This is a genomic window from Thermocladium modestius (assembly GCF_055398215.1).
In genome coordinates this window covers 709,865-726,022 of the sequence record NZ_AP043731.1, presented here as the reverse complement: position 1 = coordinate 726,022, position 16,158 = coordinate 709,865, and the positions used below count along the sequence as shown (strand labels likewise).

18 protein-coding genes and 1 tRNA gene are annotated in these 16,158 nt (G+C 50.8%); 10 read left to right on the top strand and 9 right to left on the bottom strand.

Annotated elements, in window-relative coordinates:
* Positions 1 to 76: 76 nt before the first annotated feature.
* The 3 genes from ACZ5ZS_RS03660 to ACZ5ZS_RS03650 all read right to left on the bottom strand — a co-directional run bounded on the left by ACZ5ZS_RS03660 (position 77) and on the right by ACZ5ZS_RS03650 (position 1,754).
* On the bottom strand, positions 77 to 430 hold the full coding sequence (locus ACZ5ZS_RS03660; protein ID WP_188597012.1) for a DUF488 domain-containing protein: 354 nt from the start codon (positions 428 to 430) through the stop codon (positions 77 to 79).
* A 310-nt stretch (positions 431 to 740) separates the two neighbouring features.
* Positions 741 to 995, bottom strand: a complete 255-nt coding sequence (locus ACZ5ZS_RS03655) for a hypothetical protein (protein WP_229657751.1) — start codon at positions 993 to 995, stop codon at positions 741 to 743.
* A gap of 384 nt (positions 996 to 1,379) precedes the next feature.
* On the bottom strand, positions 1,380 to 1,754 hold the full coding sequence (locus ACZ5ZS_RS03650; RefSeq protein ID WP_229657750.1) for a hypothetical protein: 375 nt from the start codon (positions 1,752 to 1,754) through the stop codon (positions 1,380 to 1,382).
* 880 nt (positions 1,755 to 2,634) lie between these two features.
* Between ACZ5ZS_RS03650 and ACZ5ZS_RS03645 the strand changes: the two genes are divergently transcribed.
* The 3 genes from ACZ5ZS_RS03645 (at position 2,635) to ACZ5ZS_RS03635 (ending at position 6,122) form a co-directional block, all read left to right on the top strand.
* Positions 2,635 to 3,141 carry a hypothetical protein gene (locus ACZ5ZS_RS03645; RefSeq protein ID WP_188597011.1) on the top strand — a complete coding sequence of 169 codons (507 nt, stop codon included), beginning with the start codon at positions 2,635 to 2,637 and terminating at the stop codon, positions 3,139 to 3,141.
* Positions 3,142 to 3,215: 74 nt separating this feature from the next.
* Positions 3,216 to 3,512 carry an antibiotic biosynthesis monooxygenase gene (locus ACZ5ZS_RS03640; protein ID WP_075059942.1) on the top strand — a complete coding sequence of 99 codons (297 nt, stop codon included), beginning with the start codon at positions 3,216 to 3,218 and terminating at the stop codon, positions 3,510 to 3,512.
* Between the two features lie 171 nt (positions 3,513 to 3,683).
* Positions 3,684 to 6,122 carry an Ig-like domain-containing protein gene (locus ACZ5ZS_RS03635; protein ID WP_188597010.1) on the top strand — a complete coding sequence of 813 codons (2,439 nt, stop codon included), beginning with the start codon at positions 3,684 to 3,686 and terminating at the stop codon, positions 6,120 to 6,122.
* Here ACZ5ZS_RS03635 and ACZ5ZS_RS03630 read toward each other — a convergent pair.
* The 3 genes from ACZ5ZS_RS03630 to ACZ5ZS_RS03620 are packed head-to-tail and all read right to left on the bottom strand — an operon-like array spanning position 6,039 to position 8,393.
* Positions 6,039 to 6,680 (bottom strand): YkgJ family cysteine cluster protein, encoded by a 642-nt coding sequence (locus ACZ5ZS_RS03630; RefSeq protein WP_188597009.1) that lies wholly within the window; start codon positions 6,678 to 6,680, stop codon positions 6,039 to 6,041. The genes ACZ5ZS_RS03635 and ACZ5ZS_RS03630 overlap by 84 nt on opposite strands.
* A 4-nt stretch (positions 6,681 to 6,684) precedes the next feature.
* A complete protein-coding gene (locus ACZ5ZS_RS03625; RefSeq protein WP_425445013.1) occupies positions 6,685 to 7,584 on the bottom strand; it encodes an electron transfer flavoprotein subunit alpha/FixB family protein in 900 nt (299 codons plus the stop codon).
* Between the two features lie 5 nt (positions 7,585 to 7,589).
* Positions 7,590 to 8,393, bottom strand: coding sequence for an electron transfer flavoprotein subunit beta/FixA family protein (locus ACZ5ZS_RS03620; protein ID WP_188597007.1), 804 nt, complete (start codon positions 8,391 to 8,393; stop codon positions 7,590 to 7,592).
* Between the two features lie 180 nt (positions 8,394 to 8,573).
* Between ACZ5ZS_RS03620 and ACZ5ZS_RS03615 the strand changes: the two genes are divergently transcribed.
* The 6 genes from ACZ5ZS_RS03615 (at position 8,574) to ACZ5ZS_RS03590 (ending at position 13,397) form a co-directional block, all read left to right on the top strand.
* On the top strand, positions 8,574 to 11,033 hold the full coding sequence (locus tag ACZ5ZS_RS03615) for a V-type ATPase 116kDa subunit family protein (RefSeq protein WP_188597006.1): 2,460 nt from the start codon (positions 8,574 to 8,576) through the stop codon (positions 11,031 to 11,033).
* Between the two features lie 187 nt (positions 11,034 to 11,220).
* The gene (locus ACZ5ZS_RS03610; RefSeq protein WP_188597005.1) at positions 11,221 to 11,712 is read left to right on the top strand and encodes a CBS domain-containing protein; all 492 of its coding nucleotides are present in this window, start codon (positions 11,221 to 11,223) and stop codon (positions 11,710 to 11,712) included.
* A 197-nt stretch (positions 11,713 to 11,909) separates the two neighbouring features.
* Positions 11,910 to 12,086, top strand: coding sequence for a hypothetical protein (locus tag ACZ5ZS_RS03605; protein ID WP_188597004.1), 177 nt, complete (start codon positions 11,910 to 11,912; stop codon positions 12,084 to 12,086).
* Positions 12,087 to 12,266: 180 nt separating this feature from the next.
* A tRNA-Leu gene (locus tag ACZ5ZS_RS03600) sits at positions 12,267 to 12,354 on the top strand.
* A 100-nt stretch (positions 12,355 to 12,454) separates the two neighbouring features.
* Positions 12,455 to 13,186, top strand: a complete 732-nt coding sequence (locus ACZ5ZS_RS03595) for a PD-(D/E)XK nuclease family protein (RefSeq protein ID WP_188597003.1) — start codon at positions 12,455 to 12,457, stop codon at positions 13,184 to 13,186.
* 34 nt (positions 13,187 to 13,220) lie between these two features.
* Complete coding sequence (locus ACZ5ZS_RS03590; protein WP_188597002.1) at positions 13,221 to 13,397, top strand: hypothetical protein; 177 nt, start codon at positions 13,221 to 13,223, stop codon at positions 13,395 to 13,397.
* 352 nt (positions 13,398 to 13,749) lie between these two features.
* On the opposite strand, the gene ACZ5ZS_RS03585 is transcribed toward ACZ5ZS_RS03590, so the two are convergent.
* From ACZ5ZS_RS03585 to ACZ5ZS_RS03575, 3 genes are all read right to left on the bottom strand, one after another.
* Complete coding sequence (locus tag ACZ5ZS_RS03585; RefSeq protein ID WP_188597001.1) at positions 13,750 to 14,058, bottom strand: hypothetical protein; 309 nt, start codon at positions 14,056 to 14,058, stop codon at positions 13,750 to 13,752.
* A gap of 258 nt (positions 14,059 to 14,316) precedes the next feature.
* Positions 14,317 to 14,730 (bottom strand): hypothetical protein, encoded by a 414-nt coding sequence (locus tag ACZ5ZS_RS03580; RefSeq protein WP_188597000.1) that lies wholly within the window; start codon positions 14,728 to 14,730, stop codon positions 14,317 to 14,319.
* Positions 14,731 to 14,901: 171 nt separating this feature from the next.
* A complete protein-coding gene (locus tag ACZ5ZS_RS03575) occupies positions 14,902 to 15,024 on the bottom strand; it encodes a hypothetical protein (RefSeq protein WP_464858531.1) in 123 nt (40 codons plus the stop codon).
* Positions 15,025 to 15,779: 755 nt separating this feature from the next.
* Between ACZ5ZS_RS03575 and ACZ5ZS_RS03570 the strand changes: the two genes are divergently transcribed.
* A complete protein-coding gene (locus tag ACZ5ZS_RS03570) occupies positions 15,780 to 15,959 on the top strand; it encodes a DUF1059 domain-containing protein (protein ID WP_075060418.1) in 180 nt (59 codons plus the stop codon).
* Positions 15,960 to 16,158: the final 199 nt, after the last annotated feature.

Below are 16,158 nucleotides of genomic sequence, written 5' to 3'. Positions count from 1 at the left end.
ACGCCCCTCAAGGCGCTCTCCACTTCACAGTCCTCTCTGGAGACTCTCAGCAAATGCCTTCACTACCATACACCCCCTAAACAACTCCTTTGCTTCTCAGGTATTCCAGCAAAGCCACGGCATTGTTCCGCTCCCTGTCCCTAGCTGAGTAGAGAAGCGTCACTTTATTGCCCTTAGCGAGCGAGATCAATCTATCCACTGCCTCCCGCTTCGAATCCAGCTCCCTCCAATACCTTGACTTGAACTCCTCCCACCTGCTGGGCTCGTGATTAAACCAACGCCTAAGCTCGCCGCTCGGGGCAATTTCCTTAAGCCATACATCTATCCTAGCCTTCTCACCCTTAATCCCGCGCGGCCATAAGGCATCAACTAGGATCCGCAAACCATCCTCCTCCTCAACAGCATCGTATACTCGCTTGACCTTAAGCATCTGTTTAAGGGATAGTTGAATATTTAAGATTTTTCAACGATACTAAAAATATAAGGATAGCATGCACTAGTAACATTTAGAGTACTAATTCTTTAGATATCAATAACAACAGTGCAGTAACAACAGTACAGTGCACTTATCCTTCATTCGCTACATTCCAACGTTGTATTGCATAGTTAAAGAGAGGAACCGCGAACATCTGTGCACCGCGCGGCCGCATTTCCATGCTGCGCTTCCTTCAATGTACTACCTTTCACGTAGTCCCCCTATGAGTTGTTGCGGCAATGGGAAGCCCTTAACCCTAAGAGGCCTAGAACACCTTTTCTATTAGGACATCTGCAGGCTTGTATGCTCCGTTATCCGCGACGAGAAATGATGCTTTCACTAAATTGCTTATCAATTCGGTTAGCCTCTTGTCATCTATCCTGGCTCCCTCCTTAGCCTCTATGGCCCTTTTCACGTCGCTCCACCTGCACCCTTTTTTGCAAACTGCCATTATTGTCTTGTACCTTTCCCTGGCCTCCTCCCTACCCCTGAGGAAATTATTGAACTCCTCCTCTATCAAGGAGACGGCAGTGGTGATTGTCTTATTGAGGGCCTTCTCGTGATCCCCCTCCTGGAGGTAATTGAATCCATAATAGGTTAACTACCCCGGAATACCGCCGAGGGTGTCCACCGCATCCTCAAGCTTGCTCTCCTCTACGTTTACCTTCACCTCGGCGAAACCCTCTCTTAAGAATTCCAATGCAGTTTTCTTAGGCAAAGGTTGTATAATGCCTCGGTATAAGCTCTGCCGTAAAGCGGATACTTTGCATCATCTAATTTTAGGAAGTCGTAAACCATTCCGGTTTCGCTGCCAGTAAATATGAACTTAATCCCTAGATTATCATATGCATAAGCTATGGGATGAAGGAGATCATATCCTTTTAATTTCCTTAATTCCTGCGATTCATCGAAGATTAACACTACCTTTTTTCCCTTCCTTCTCCCCCACCTCCGATAGTTTATCTAAGATTTGGGAAAACTCCACCCTCTCCTTCCCCCAGCTAAACCTAATGTTAACCCCCATGAGGCTTACTCCCCTTAATGCTGTGAATGCCTTCTTCAACTTACTTGGAAGGAATGCATTTATACCTCTTTCCAATTCTTGGAGTAAATCCTTGTAATTAATATAAGTTGAAGTATCGAATTTCCTCAAGTCCAAGTAAATCCAGATAGCATCCTCCTGCTTTGCCAAGACCTTTACAAGCGAGGATTTCCCGCTCCTCCTGATACCCAGCAGGAGAGTCATTGGATAGTCTATCCCAAACTTGAGTTTTCTCATTTCCTCCTCCCTGTCAAATAAATCCTTAGGATCTTCCTTCGGTTTCGGATCAAATAACAGAGAGGAGAGATCCCCAGTTACTGGGGAGATCCCCAGTAAATTTAAGCCTTATGGACCTTATGGATGTTTCCTACCATCATCGGCAAACCTCCCGAAAGGATGTAATTTCATTAACTAGCGAACAGCCTCCACCCTTCAGAAGAAAACTTCCGCCTCCCAACAACGTCCCGGAACCAAGGGGTAGCGGGCGCGGCTCTACCATTAAGGAGACTCACCCAAATCCCACATCCGGCGTTAAACCGCGATTAATGCATCCACACCTCGCACATTTGAGGTATATGCTGGATCCACGAGGAGAGACTCCTTCCCCGTCCTTCGTTAATTACCATTGAATGATGGCCCTAAGCTCCTTGAGACCAGCATCCATTAGGCTCCTCCTCAACCCCTTACCCGACCTACCCACTAACTCTAACCCCAACGTACTCAATAATCATACGTCGTAGTTAAGGGCAAGGTAATGCCCCATCTTGATGAAGATCCCTTCTATATTGATGGCATCTCATGCACCGTAAAATGCGTCATCCTTTCCACTCCTAATGAATGGAACACCCCCTCCACAACGAACCTTCCTTTTAGGCATCCACCCTTATCATTGGCGAGTCCTCTCAAGCGACGGAGCAGCCAGATCCATACACGAAGATCCAATCGCCATCAGCTGGACCCTAAACCATTCATTTCGCTTCTTGGAGATACCTACTCGGCGAAAGGATTTTTCCTAAAATGCACCATGGATTGAGTCCATGGAACATCTTTGGGTTAATATTTCATTCACGTGGCGACTGGAGGCGTCGCTAATCGAAGCATATTTAAGTCTCCTATAATGGGACTAAACAATATGTCGGCTTCCCCCTCCGATTCACCGCTCTCCCCACTGGAGAGGCTGCAGTTATTGGTTCCGGGGTTTAGAGGGTACAAGATAAAGGATTTGATAAGGCAGGACGATTTCCTGGTCAGGCAAGCCATAGTTCAATCCCTGGAGGAGGCCGCCAGGCTATTGGAGGAGCAGGCAGCGGAGAAGGCGATGGAGGATCCCCTAAGCGCTGCCGTCCAGGAATATGAGAGACTACTATCGGAACTGAGGAGCCTTACATTAGACATAAAGAGCGCTCCGATGGGGGACTCCGGAATGCATGATAGGTTCAAGCTTTTCCCGGAGGACTTGGAAAAGATAGTTCAGTACGACTTGGGGCTAGTCAATGCCGCCAGGGCCATACTGGATGGTGCAAGGGCGAGAAGGGAACCGGCGGCTCTGATCGGAATGATAAGGGAACTCAGGAATAGATTTAATGAAAGGAGCAAACTACTCATTCCGGGCCCACTGCGTTGATCCACTCGCCCGGCGCCCGGATTGGGGGCTCGCCCAGCAAAGGTATAAAAGCCCATTTGCTTGGAATGAATATGCTGATAAATGTCGGTTTTTACTATAGGGTTAAGAAGGGTCATGAGCGCGAGTTCGAGGAAGTGGCCGGCAAGATATTCAATCAGTTAAGGATGACGCATCCCGGCTTCAGGGACGCAAAGCTTTATAGGAACGTTAACGATCCACAGGATTACCTCTTGTTCAGCGAGTGGGATGATTTGGATTCGTTCAAGTCATTTATATCGAGCGATGCCTACAGGGATGCAGTATCATATGGAAGAACAATAATAGAGGGGCGACCGCTGCATAGGATAATGCAGCAGGTTGAACAGCAATAATAACGAGTAGGGTAAGTCATTCAAAGAACCTCAAGATGTGCTTTAACATTAGTGTCTAGCCGTCAGTGGCTTTATTGTACTAATGATATAGAGTAATGTTTATATATGCGTTACCAATTATTGGACACGCTATCAGCAACCTTTAATAGCACTTCCCCTCATCGACCCCTAATGAGGAGGATATTGCTGGCATTGCTCGCTGTGGCGGCGTTCGCCACGTCGCTTAGCGCTGCCTCCCCGTTAATAGTGGTCGGGCCCGTTTCCGCCCATTACCAGTCCTTTACAGTAAATGAGACGGCCGGTCGTCTTTTGCTTCCTGTGAATAACTTCACGTTGATTACTACTATCAGTTCAGCGGTGCCTTTTAATGCAACCATTGAGCTCAGGGTGGGCAATTACTCGGCCGTGCGCGAGGCGTTGATTAACGGTTCATACCTTGTCTCGTTTCCAGTCTCCATGAGGTTCGGCGAGTACCCGGCCTCGATCACGGTGTATGGAGGTAGGGCTCCATTGACTTCCCGCAACTTCACGCTGACGCTCTCGCCGCCCGAGATATCCAACGTCACGCTATCATCATGCGGCGTATCCCAGGCGTTGCCGGCCACAATTCTATTTTCGACGGCATCCATGTCGTTCACCGTCACGTCGGTGGCCCCCATAATGGTAAATGCATCCCTGGCGGCGGATGGATCCTCGTTCTCCACGCCCCTCCTGCTTAACTATTCATCGACGGTCAGCGAATCAATTCAACTGCCGCTGGGCAATTCATCAGTCTCCATTTCGCTGGAATACTATGGGGAGAGCCTGGCGGCCTACTCCTCCTTCATAATTAGGGAGCAGCCGACGCTCTCCGCATCGTACTCCTACGGGAATTACACGGCGCTGCTTGGCAACGGCACTGAGGCAATAGTATCCACGACGTATCCGTTATCAATTAGTTACCAGGCCCCCAATGTGCTGGGGACCAAGGTGTATACGTCGTTCAGCAATGGAGCACAAGGAACATCCATTGTGTTCGGCAGTCCAGGTAAGTACTCCGGGCAGGTAACGCTTGCGTACGGCAGCTGCAGCGTGGATTCCATACGCTTCTCTGTGATAGCCATAAACCCCAGCGTGTCCGTCGCTCTCATTAATGAAACCCTCCCCGCAGGAATCCCCTCCCCGCTATACTTGAGCGTCTCATTCAATCAATCCCTGATCAAGTACGTGCTGTTGAGAACCATCGGAGGCGTGGGCGTGCAAGTATCGCCGGCCAACTACGTGCTTAGGTACCCTGGGCTAGTCCCCATACCGGTCACCCCGTACTCTATAGGCGCCGGCTCAATTTCATTATCGTACTCAGCGATGGATTATGCTGGCCATGAGTACGGCCCGTTCAACGCATCGATGATGATAAACTCCATCGCGCCCAGCATAAATATTGAGGCGCCATCTATCACGTACGGGGAGGCGGAGAACTTGACCGTGATCCTCAGCTTCATGGGGTACCCCATAAGATCGGCGGGCGTTCAAGTGACGATCACGAAGGGGGGGCAAACCATGCTTAATTACGTTGGAAAAACGAATGCAGAGGGACGTCTAATCGTTGAATTCACGCCTCCATCAACGGGCACCTACATAGCCTCCGCCAAATTCGTGTCGCAGTCACCGATACCGATACAGAACTCCACGGTTTTCGCGGTTCTGCAAGCCAGGCCATCCTTGACAATAAAGCTGAACTCAACCCAGGCCGTGTACGGCGAATCTGTGCTGATCAATGCATCGCTGACCCCCAACGCGGCAGCAGGCATTATATCCATATTCGTGAACAACACGCTGCTCACCTCCAGAAACGGCACCTCCGCCTCATTCCTATTCACGCCGCCGGTCGCCGGTAGGTACTTGATAATAGCCCAGTACTCCGGCAATCAGAACTACATGCCGGCGGAATCCCAGGAAGCATTGATAGTGGGAAAGGCGACTTGCTCGATAAGGTTGGAGGGCGTATCGGGGACCGTGGGCGAGCCCCTGCATTTGCAGGGAGCCATATCCCCCACGCCCTCCGCAACCATAATGGCGGAGATCAACGGTACAAGCCTAGGCTCCATACAGGCATCGCCGTACTTCTCGCTTGAGTTCACGCCGCCGCTGCCCGGCCGCTACGTGGCCAACTTCTCGTGGAGCGGTAACTCCAACTTCAATCCATGCTGGGCAACGGAGCTAATAAAGGTATTGAAGGCTGTCCCCAGCGTGGAGCTGATCCCATCAACGTATTACGGAGTGGCTGGTGGGTTAGTGACCGTCGACGTCATCATAAAGAGCAATGCATCTCTTCCCACAAATTCATCCGCGGTGCTAGAGTTGAGCAGCGGCGGCGTTGATCATAGAATTCCCATTGCAGTGACTAATGGGACCCAGATCAGACTGACGCTGAACGGGTCGACGTCAATATACCTATACTATTTGGGTAATGAGTACTACGTGGAAGGCGTTGGAGGGCCGATAGAGATAAACGCTATCCCCGGCGTAGGTGGCTTGCCGTTATACTCAATAGTGGGTTACCCCATCGCTGCCCTGCTTGGTTTGCTGACCGCCATAATTGCCGAGAGAACCGCCAAGGGAAGGCGTTAGTTCCATTACCTCCTTATCGAGCACGTGCATGAATTCAGCTATGCTCTTCCCCGCTCCACCGCCTTCATTCCATCTACGCGCGAATTCCTCGAACCTCCTCTTGGCTGCCATTGATGACTCAATCACCGACGCCTCGCCGCTCAAGTCGTGATAGTTTCCCCGACCCACGCCTGGGCAGTAACCCACTGCCCCATTGAATAACTCAAATGACGCCACGCCGTCCATCCTATATATGAAGGGATAGTACCTGCAGGAAAGGGGCCGGTAATCGTGTATGGAGCACACAAGTCTACCTTCCTCCCATTTAGTGAATATGCAGGCCCCGTCCAGCTTCTTGCGCAGGACTAAGTAATGCTCGCCCCCCTCCACCTGAATGGATGGGTAATCCCAGCTCCCCGCCACGGATTTGGGGTATAAAGCCGAGACTTGGCTTGGGAGGAGACCGAGGCGGGAGTATATCCTTGCCAAGTCATCTAGGTTAACTGTTATCCAGTAACGCCTGCAGCACTCGCCGCAGAGGGTGCATTGAAATCTTATTTTTGGGCCCACGAACTGCATCTATTCACTTACCCAAAGCCTTCCTCAGCTTCTCCTTGAGGACTGGGACGAATTTATAGAGGTCCTCCACCACTCCGTAATCGGCGTACTGGAATATGGGCGCGTTCTTATCCGTGTTCACCGCGACCACTAACCTGGACTCCAGCATTCCTGCTATGTGCTGTGGTTGCCCCGATATCCCTATCGCCATGTACATCTTGGGCCTCACCTTGTGCCCGCTCAATCCAACCCAGTGATCCTCCGATAACCACTTGAGGTCGGCCGCTATTGGCCTGGAGCAACCTACCTGCGCGCCCAGCACCTCGGCTAACTCCATGGCCAGCTTCAAGTCATCTTGCTTCTTGAATCCACGGCCCACCGACACTATCAACTCCGCGTCCTCTATCTTCAGCGAGCCCTTTGCCTTCTCCTCCCTGCCGGTTAACTCGATTGTGGGCATTGCCTTCCTCCTCTCCACTGCTGGCTTGCTGGGTTTCTCCGCCGGCTGGAACCTCTTGGGCTGCACTACGAGGGCGACGGGGCCGTCCACCTCCACCTCCTCAGCTCCTCTATTCCCCATTGAGTACTTGGAGAACTTATTGGGCGCCAGGACGTCCACCACGTCGACTAGGTTGGGTATGCCGAGCTTTCCCGCTATGTAGCCGGCGATCGTTTTTCCATCCTTGGTGGCAGGAAAAACCAAGTGACTGAGACCGCTTAATTCCCCCGCCACCGCGTCATAGAGCACTGCTGGGTCGCATATAGCACCGCAATCGATTAACACGACCCTCCCCGCCCCATACTTGGCTGCTCTCTCCGCTGCCTGATCATCCCCGTTGAGGATGAACACCAGCGCGTCTCCGCCGAGCTTCTGGGCTAGACCCATTACCTCCAGCGTGGATGGGGTGGCGAATACTCCTATCACGCTCATCACCTCGGGGTTATTATTCCCTCCTGAGATAAGTACTGGATCAATTTATCGGCCTTCTCCTCAACCGTTCCGCTCTCTATCAACACCTTCTTGCGCTGTATCTGAAGCGGCTTTAGATCCGTGGTTCTGGCCCTTACCTGGACCTGCAATCCCAAGTCGCTCAGTGAGACCTTGCTTAGGGGCTTCTTCATCGCCATCCTTATCTGGAGGAGGGGGGGTATCCTAGGCGTGTTTATCTCCCTGGTCACAGTCATAACGACGGGCAACTTGGACCTCACCACCTGCACCTCATCCTCCAAATCCCTCTTCACCACTATGAAATCGCTTCCCGCCTGCGAGATCTCCCTGACATACGTTATTATGGGTATCCCCAGCTCCGCCGCAATCCTTGCAGGGACTTGACTGCTGTACCCGTCTATAGTGGCTTCTCCTCCTATTATCACGTCGAATTGCCCCACTTTCTTCCTAATCGTCTCCACTATGGCCTTGGCCGTGGCCGTTTGATCCGTTCCAATCAATCCATCATCAATCACAAGAATGGCTTCATCGATGCCCATTGCCAGCACCTCGCGGGCCAAGTTCTCGGCCTCCCCGCCTCTCTTGGCGATAGGCGGGTACTTGGACACCATCACCGCTATTGTTTTGCCCCCCTTCATCTTTTCCTTAAGCCTTATCGCCTCCTCCGCTGCATTTCTATCTATGTCGCTTATCTTAAGCGGTGTGTCCTCCACCATTATTTTATTCGCGGCTGTCCTCAGATTGCTCGTGTCTAGGGCTGGTTTTACCAGCACCACAATATTCATATGTAGAATAACCAGCGGATGGGCATTTATAAAATTTGCCTTAACGACATTGAAAACAGCGCCTTGACTTATCGAGCGAATACTTTACTGGCGTAGAATAACGAAGACCGCGGAGACAACTGATAGGCGAGACCGTACATGGATTAATCTTAAAAACCCCGAAAGCCTGTCCTGAAGTATATGCCCATTGAGCGAGTGACGGAGTATAGAATATCCGTGCCATACGAGGCCGCGCTTGATGTTATCGCTAAGATAGGCGAGACCGGGGTCTTCATGTTCATGCCGCGACCATCAGAGATGCCGTCTCCACCCATACCACAAGACGTATATGATAAGGTGAAATACGTGGAGGAGGCGGCCAGGGAACTGCGGCAATTGGTCCAGGAGGCGGAGGGGAAGGTCGAGGTTTATAGGTTCAAGTCGTTCGGGGACATGCTCGCCAGCATATATGGAGACATATCTAACGTTATGCTGAGGATAAAGCAGTTCCAGGATAGAGTAATCGCTGCATCGACGGAGATGGATAGGTATTCAGCCTTGCTGGCAGCCTCATCCGCGTTGAAGGCAATGCCAAGCGATCTTAAGCACTTCTCCGCAGTGCTGGCCAGGGTTCAATCCAAGGACCTAAGCGACTTGGGGAAGGCCATTGAATCAATGGATGCGATTGCAATGGAGGTATCGCGAGATCAAGGCAGGGCCAGCGTCATAGTGCTCTACCCCAAGTGGATGGGCGAGTCCGTGATGAACTCGCTGAGGCTATTCAATGCGGAGGTGATGGAGCTGGCTGGGATCGACGTGTCGCGCATCAGCGAGGCGGCTTCGAAGCTGGGCAGGGAGAAGGAGGAGGCGGAGAGGGAGTTGATGGAGTACGTGAGGAGGGAGGCGCCTCGCATTGCCGCCCTCGTGGAGCTGGCCTCGTCCGCATCGGATGTGTTCAAGACATACACTGGAAACGCCTTCGAGGAGGGCGGGGAGTTCCTGGCCAGGATAGACATGCTTAGGGCCTCCATGGATGAATTGAGGAGGAGAGCTGAGGAGTTAACCCAGGTGCTGGAGTTCCTGGGGGAACTCAAGAGGAATAACATAAACTCGATAAAACTAGGCGCCATACGGTATAGGGTATTCCTGGCAAAGGGGGAGGTACCCCCCGAACTGGAGAGGCTTGCTGGCTACGACATAAACATGGGGGGGTACTACGCCTACGTTGCCATAAACCCCCCAGCCCAGCTTCAAGTTAACGCGATAGAGGTCAGCCCGGATCTATTATCCGACGTGGATAATGGGATAAAGGTCGTGGAGAGGCAGCGGGAGGAGACTAGGAGGAGGGTGGAGGAATTGGAGGATGAACTTAATCGATTGGTCGAATCATACAACCAAGTATCCAATTTCGGGGTGGACGGCGCGAGGAGCATTGAAGGCGGAAGAGTGGTAACGCTGAGGGGCTACGTTGTTGAGCGCAATGCCAAGAAGTTCGAGGACGCCCTCTTTAAGATATTCTCCGTGCTGGCCATCGATGCCAAGGTCAGGAAGTTCTCCAAGGTAATGCAAGTGGCTGAGGTTAACCCCAGGGAGGCACCGACGAGCGAGTCCTACCCCTCCTTCGTGGATGCATTCAAAAACATAGTGTACATGTATGGAGTGCCCGAGTACAAGGAGGTCAGCCCGGTCCCCATAGCTGCCTTCTTCTTCCCAATATTCTTCGGATGGATGTTCCCGGACGCGGGGCACGGCCTGCTGGTCCTCTTGATGGGGCTTGCCCTATATAAGTATAGATATAAGGGCGGGAACTCCTTGATGAGGAGCATATTCGGGGGTAAGTACAGCACGTGGGGCCTCATATTCATGATGATGGGGATAATGGCCATCGTGTTCGCTGTGATCTACTCCGGCGAGTTCTTTGGGCTGGACCTGATACCCACGCTGACGGGCCTCCACATAATAGAGCTATCCGCTAGCGCGGGCTTATCTCCTTCAATGGATTGGATAGATTACACGTTCACGGCGGCCATATTGTTTGGCTTGATGGTGCTTACCTTCGCCTTAATACTCACTGTGATCAATAAAATCAGGCTGGGACACGTATTGGATGGCATGATACTGACATCCACCATAGTCGTATTCATAGGGGCTGCGTTGACTTTCATGTCCGTAGGCTTGGTTCCAATACTTTACCCGCCGATCTACGATTACATCAAATCCATGTATGCAGTCAACATTTCGCTGTTCATAATCGGCATGGCGATGTTCGGCGCATTGGTGGGCTACGTCAAGTACAAGTACAGGCACGAGAGGCTGGACATGGGCGAGCTGATAATAGCGTTCGCCATAGAGGGCATATTGGCTGCGTTGGCCAACGTGATTTCATTTATGAGGCTCGGCATAGTGGCACTCGTCCACTCGCTGCTCACTGCGATGAGCATAGGCCTGGTGGACACCATGGGTGGGTTGACCAATCCTGCCGGCTTCATAGTGTTCGTCGCATTAAACCTCCTAATAGCCCTGGGCGAGGGGTTCCTCACGTTCATTCAAGGACTCAGGCTCCACTATTACGAAATGTTCTCCAAGTTCTTCGAGGGACTCGGCACTCCATTTGCAGCGTTCAAAATAGGAGGAAGGCTAACCATGATCGAGATAGGGTGAGACCATCAATAAAAGACCGAGAAGTTCCAGGCCTTTGGTCTTCCACGCCGTAATTCGCCCCTCGCTGGTCGGAGCCGAATCATATCATTAATTCAAACATCAAACCCGCGGGCAGCTAGTTTTCAATATCAAGTACTGTGTAAGCGTTGCGCGGAAACATTTAAATGAGCGGGGGACTGAGAATCCCATGGAGCTCCCCAGGGTCAGCGACGTGATGCGAGAGGTGGCCGTCACCGCAAGCGAATCCGATCCTTTGCTGTTGGCGGTTAAATTAATGATGGATAACAAGATAAGCGTTGTTCTGGTCACCGACGAGACCGATGCGCCCGTGGGGATCCTGACGGAGAGGGACGTGGTTAAGGCCGTTGACTCCAGCGGGGGCTCCGTTGCAGCGATGACGGTGGGCTCCATCATGACGAGGTCGCCCATAACAATAACCAAGGACGCCAGCATATTGAAGGCGATCCACATAATGGCGAAGCACGGGATCAGGCACCTGCCCGTCGTCGATGAAAACGGATTCCTGGAGGGCATAGTATCCATTAGGGACGTCGCTGTTGAGGTGGCCCGAATGTTGGTGGACATGGAGGTGATGGGGGTGACGGAGGAGGAGAGAGAGTTGATCCGCTCCCTACGGGATGAGGTGGACGTTAACATAGATGAGGGGCGGGGATTCTAGTGGAGTTGCTGCCCAGTTCCCGCCATGCAGGCCCGAGCCGTGCGTCTTAGTCGGGTTGAACCCCCTAACCAAGCTAGACTACGGCCCCTCGACGCAGCAATGCCGGGTGCGTTTTTATTTTTTATCCCAACCAATCCTAGCCCGCCTCATGCACAACAGCAATCTTTAAAACCGGCCCTGCTCGAATCGTTGCCAGTATGGCGTACGTTCCCAAATCATTAATGCTGGGACGATGCTGGAGATGCGGCAAGAGGATATACAAGGCAGATGATTACTTCACCTGCCCCAAATGCGGATCCATGTACTGCACCACATGCGCCAAGAAGCAAAGGGGCAAGTGTCCAATAGATGGGTCCGAGCTTATCCCCCATTAATGCCGCCCCCAAAGCAATCACCAGGATCCATATCTGACTTCCTCTCCGCCCTAAAGGGCGAGGATCCCCTTGGGGCGATTCATAGGTTTATCGATTCATCGATCATAAATGCACGAATTGATCCTTGCCTGGAACCACACACGGTAAAATTTAAATGGTACCCTCCCATCGGCATCATGGGCGGGGGTACCCGAGCATGGTCAAAGGGGGCGGGTTTAGGTCCCGTTGGCGAAGGCCTGCGTGGGTTCAAATCCCACCCCCCGCACCATTATAATGACTATGAATCATAGAGCTGGATTACCTTAGATGTAATGGGATCCCATGCAGAGAAAGATATTTAATTCATGGCATTGATTACTTAGTTGGAAATGAGTGATCTAAGGGAAACGATAAGGATGCTGCTCAAGGAGGACCCGACAATAATACGGGATGCGCTAGTAAGTAATCCGTCTATCGTATACGATGCACTTATAAAATTAATGCCATGGCAGAACTTGGCCACGAAGGATGATATAAAGGAAATGAAAGAAACAATGGCAACAAAAGAAGACCTAAACAATCTACGAAAGGAAATGAAAGAAACAATGGCAACAAAAGAAGACCTAAAAATGATGGCTACTAGGGAAGACCTGGAAAAGCTCAAGGAGGAGGTCTGGAGGGAGCTGAAGAGCCTGAGGATTATGTTGGACTCGCTGGGAGCCAGGGGGGGATTGGTGAATGAGGATGCTGTGAGGAACGGCGTAAAGGAGCTGCTGGCCAGCGTTGGTTATAAGGCAGAGAAGTGGGTGTACTATGATGGAGATGGTTACGTGTATGGGTACGCATCTGAGATAGATGTTGATATATTGATCAGGAATGGCGTGAGGATAATCGCAGAAATAACATCGACGCTTAAGCGCGGAGATCTGCCCTTCATAAAGCGCAAGGCAGAGCTTTACGAGAAGTCCACCGGCATGAAGCCCGACAAGGTAATAGTGATAACTGCCTTCATACACGACAAAAACCCGGACCTAGTAGTTGCGAGAGCGCGGATGCTTGGCATAGATATAATAAAGCCCGGCGAGGACGTGGGTCCTCAAACCAAGGAGAAGCAGAAGTGAGATATAGCAGTAAACCTCCTCGCTGGTGGATCTCTTGAATCAACACTTAGTGGGAAGCAGGTATGCCGGACCCACTGGGACTAGGCTGTTCTCAACAGTCTCTTATGTTGATAACGCTGGGATTAAAGCTAAGGCGTCTCGGTTCAACTTCATAGCTCACAGCGCGTTGAGGGAGCTGATAATCCCTGTAATTACTTCAGTGAGGGGCTAAGATCATGCTAGTCCACGCGATATTCCAGGCAGCCCTTGCTATTATTCGCCTTACTGATGGTAGTATTCACGCGATCCAGGGTCTCGGCGAATACCATAAAATTAAAAGAACGGCACGAGATTGGGCTCTTCATCATTCGAATGCCGCCCCACATTGACGGGGTACGATTAATCCTTGGGGATAAGCGTTACTTGGAATAAGGGGGTAAGGGGGTTTGATTTTTTAAGAAAGGGGGCGCCCTTACTGTAGGGGCTTCATCTTGACGTTCAATTTTATGTCCGATCCCAAGCGTGCCAGTATTAGTATTGACTGACCTGATTTCAATGTTAATGTATACTTAGCATACATTCCTCTAAATTCGCCGATGTCGAAGTAATTTACATAATACACACCTATCGGCCCAGGAGTGATATTGCCTATTGGCCGTGGTGTCGGCTATGCTGAAGTACCCTCCATTAATGGTCACAGTTACGTTAACTGGGTATTGCCAGACCGTGTTATTAACGACCACAACGCGTGTTACATTGATTGGCGCGCTGATGAACTCAGCTATATCTGGTGGGGGTGGAACTATACGATAGATATGCACCAGCACTGCACCCGCCATGGCAGCCACCAACATTATCCCGACCAGGCCTCCGATCAAGAGGGGGTTAGCCATGCTCGGTTGGAAACCCCAATTGGACGCGTGGATTTAGTAGTAATGTCGATAGTAAGGCCATACCACGGCCATACCACCTTAACCGCCCACGCTTGAGTAGGCTAACCGTTAATGAGCCGCTTGGGCTTCTGACATACCCCCGCCCTAAAGGGCGAGGTTAGCCGTTCGCTTTATGAGGACCGACTTAGGACATTTCCTCATTATTCAATTTTAAGGCAGTGATTCGGCTTACTTTCTAGGTCAATGCCATGAATGGCGTTAGCCAATGAGCCCCAATTTCACTTCACCATTCGCCACCACCGGCCTTTCACGTACATCAACATCCTTCATGGGTCCCAGCTTAACCATGATTAGCAATGCCTGCCCAGGCTCAAGCATTGTTTCAAAGCTCGTATAGTTCCCTCTAAAATAGTTTATTTTAAAGAGCGTGCTATTAATTGAATATTCTCCATCCAACATGCACCTCAATGAGCCCGTAGCATTAAGCGCCGTTGATGCACATAGGGGCCTTATTAAGGCCGATTGATTAGCCATGCTGAAGGACGTGCCCTTGGTGGTTACCATGACCTTGGCTGGGTAACTAAACGTATTGGAAATTACTATTATGCGGCTCATGGACGTCGACGAACTAATATTCATGCCTAGTCCTAGTACTAATATCGCTGGCTTCATGAATACGGCAAAAGTAAGTATAATTACAATTGCTAGACCCACCGCTAAAGCCATACTGGCTACTTTACCCAGGCTCCATGCATTAAGACCACGACCCCCAACCCTCAACAGCGGGGAGACTACCCTACCACTGATTATTGAGTTGACATTCACCTTTTCCAAGAGCCCTATTTAATGCCAGATCATACCGTGCTTGATGTATACGTACTCCCTATCCCCAAGCCTCTTAATAATTACTGAACCCTCCCTACCACACTTAGGACACCTGCCTCTGCCTATGCTTCTAGAGCTCACGAAACACACTCAGACTAGAGATTTTTAGTGGTAACCGGTGGTAAAAAATACACAGAACCTTGAGTTAACTGATCCCCTCCCCGCCTTGGGGGGCGGGGGTTCCCGGGGTCTGGATTACCCCCTTGGGGCTACTCCGCCTCCTCCCTTGGAATTGTGGGGAAGATCAGCCCCACCCTTCAAGAGCTGACCAGGGGAGGAGCGAAGGAGAAGCGGGGCAAGCCCCTAAAAACCCACCCCACCCCAAAAGACGAGACCTACCTTTCCTATATAATGGAGATAAACCATTAGTCAACTATTGAAGACTAGTCTACTGATCATTGTAGAGCATTGGTGAAAATTGGTCCGCGAGCTGTCCCGTCCTTTAGAGCTTCCCATCTTATGGTTGGTTCCCTCTCCCCATGGGCAATCCCCATATCTAACCAATTACCAAAAAAAGCTCCCCTACAACAACGCTCACCTCTCATCCCTTCGAGCAAGGTCTTCTGCTGCCCAGGGATAAACCATTTTCTCAACCTGGGTGACCTAATAGGGGGACCCAGGCTCGGTGCAAGGGGCTCAAAACAGCTAAACCCAAAAACTTGCTCTAGTTGTACACCTAATACATGGAAGGAGCTATATTTTGTAATATTTGCTCTCATAATGTTGAGGCCCACGCAAATTTAGGCATTGCATCCAAAACATCTAAGGGCGATTATTTAAGTCTTTAATATTACAAAAACAAAACATTTATAACTAACAGTAGCTGAAATTAGTATATGCCGTATGGCTTTAAATGTAAGGACGTGGGCATGCAGTGTGGCTTTGAGGTTCACGGCGTATCCTCGGAGCAGGAAATGATGGATATAGTGGCGGCGCATGCACGGCATGCCCATGGCATGACTACAATACCTCCAGCCACTTTGGACGCCGTTAAGAAGGCAATAAAGAAAGAGTAATGGCAATTGCCATCAACTACAAACAAATTAAACCCTCTCTTTCCTTTTTCTTCATCTCTTTTCCCTCCCTTGAGCTTTCTACATTATCATTCTATGGGATCCCGCAAAATGACCTGGTTGAAGTGGGTCAGCAACATGTTCCTAGGTACATACGGTGAAGCCGCTTCCTCCTTAGGAGAGTACTCCCTGGCCCGCCTAA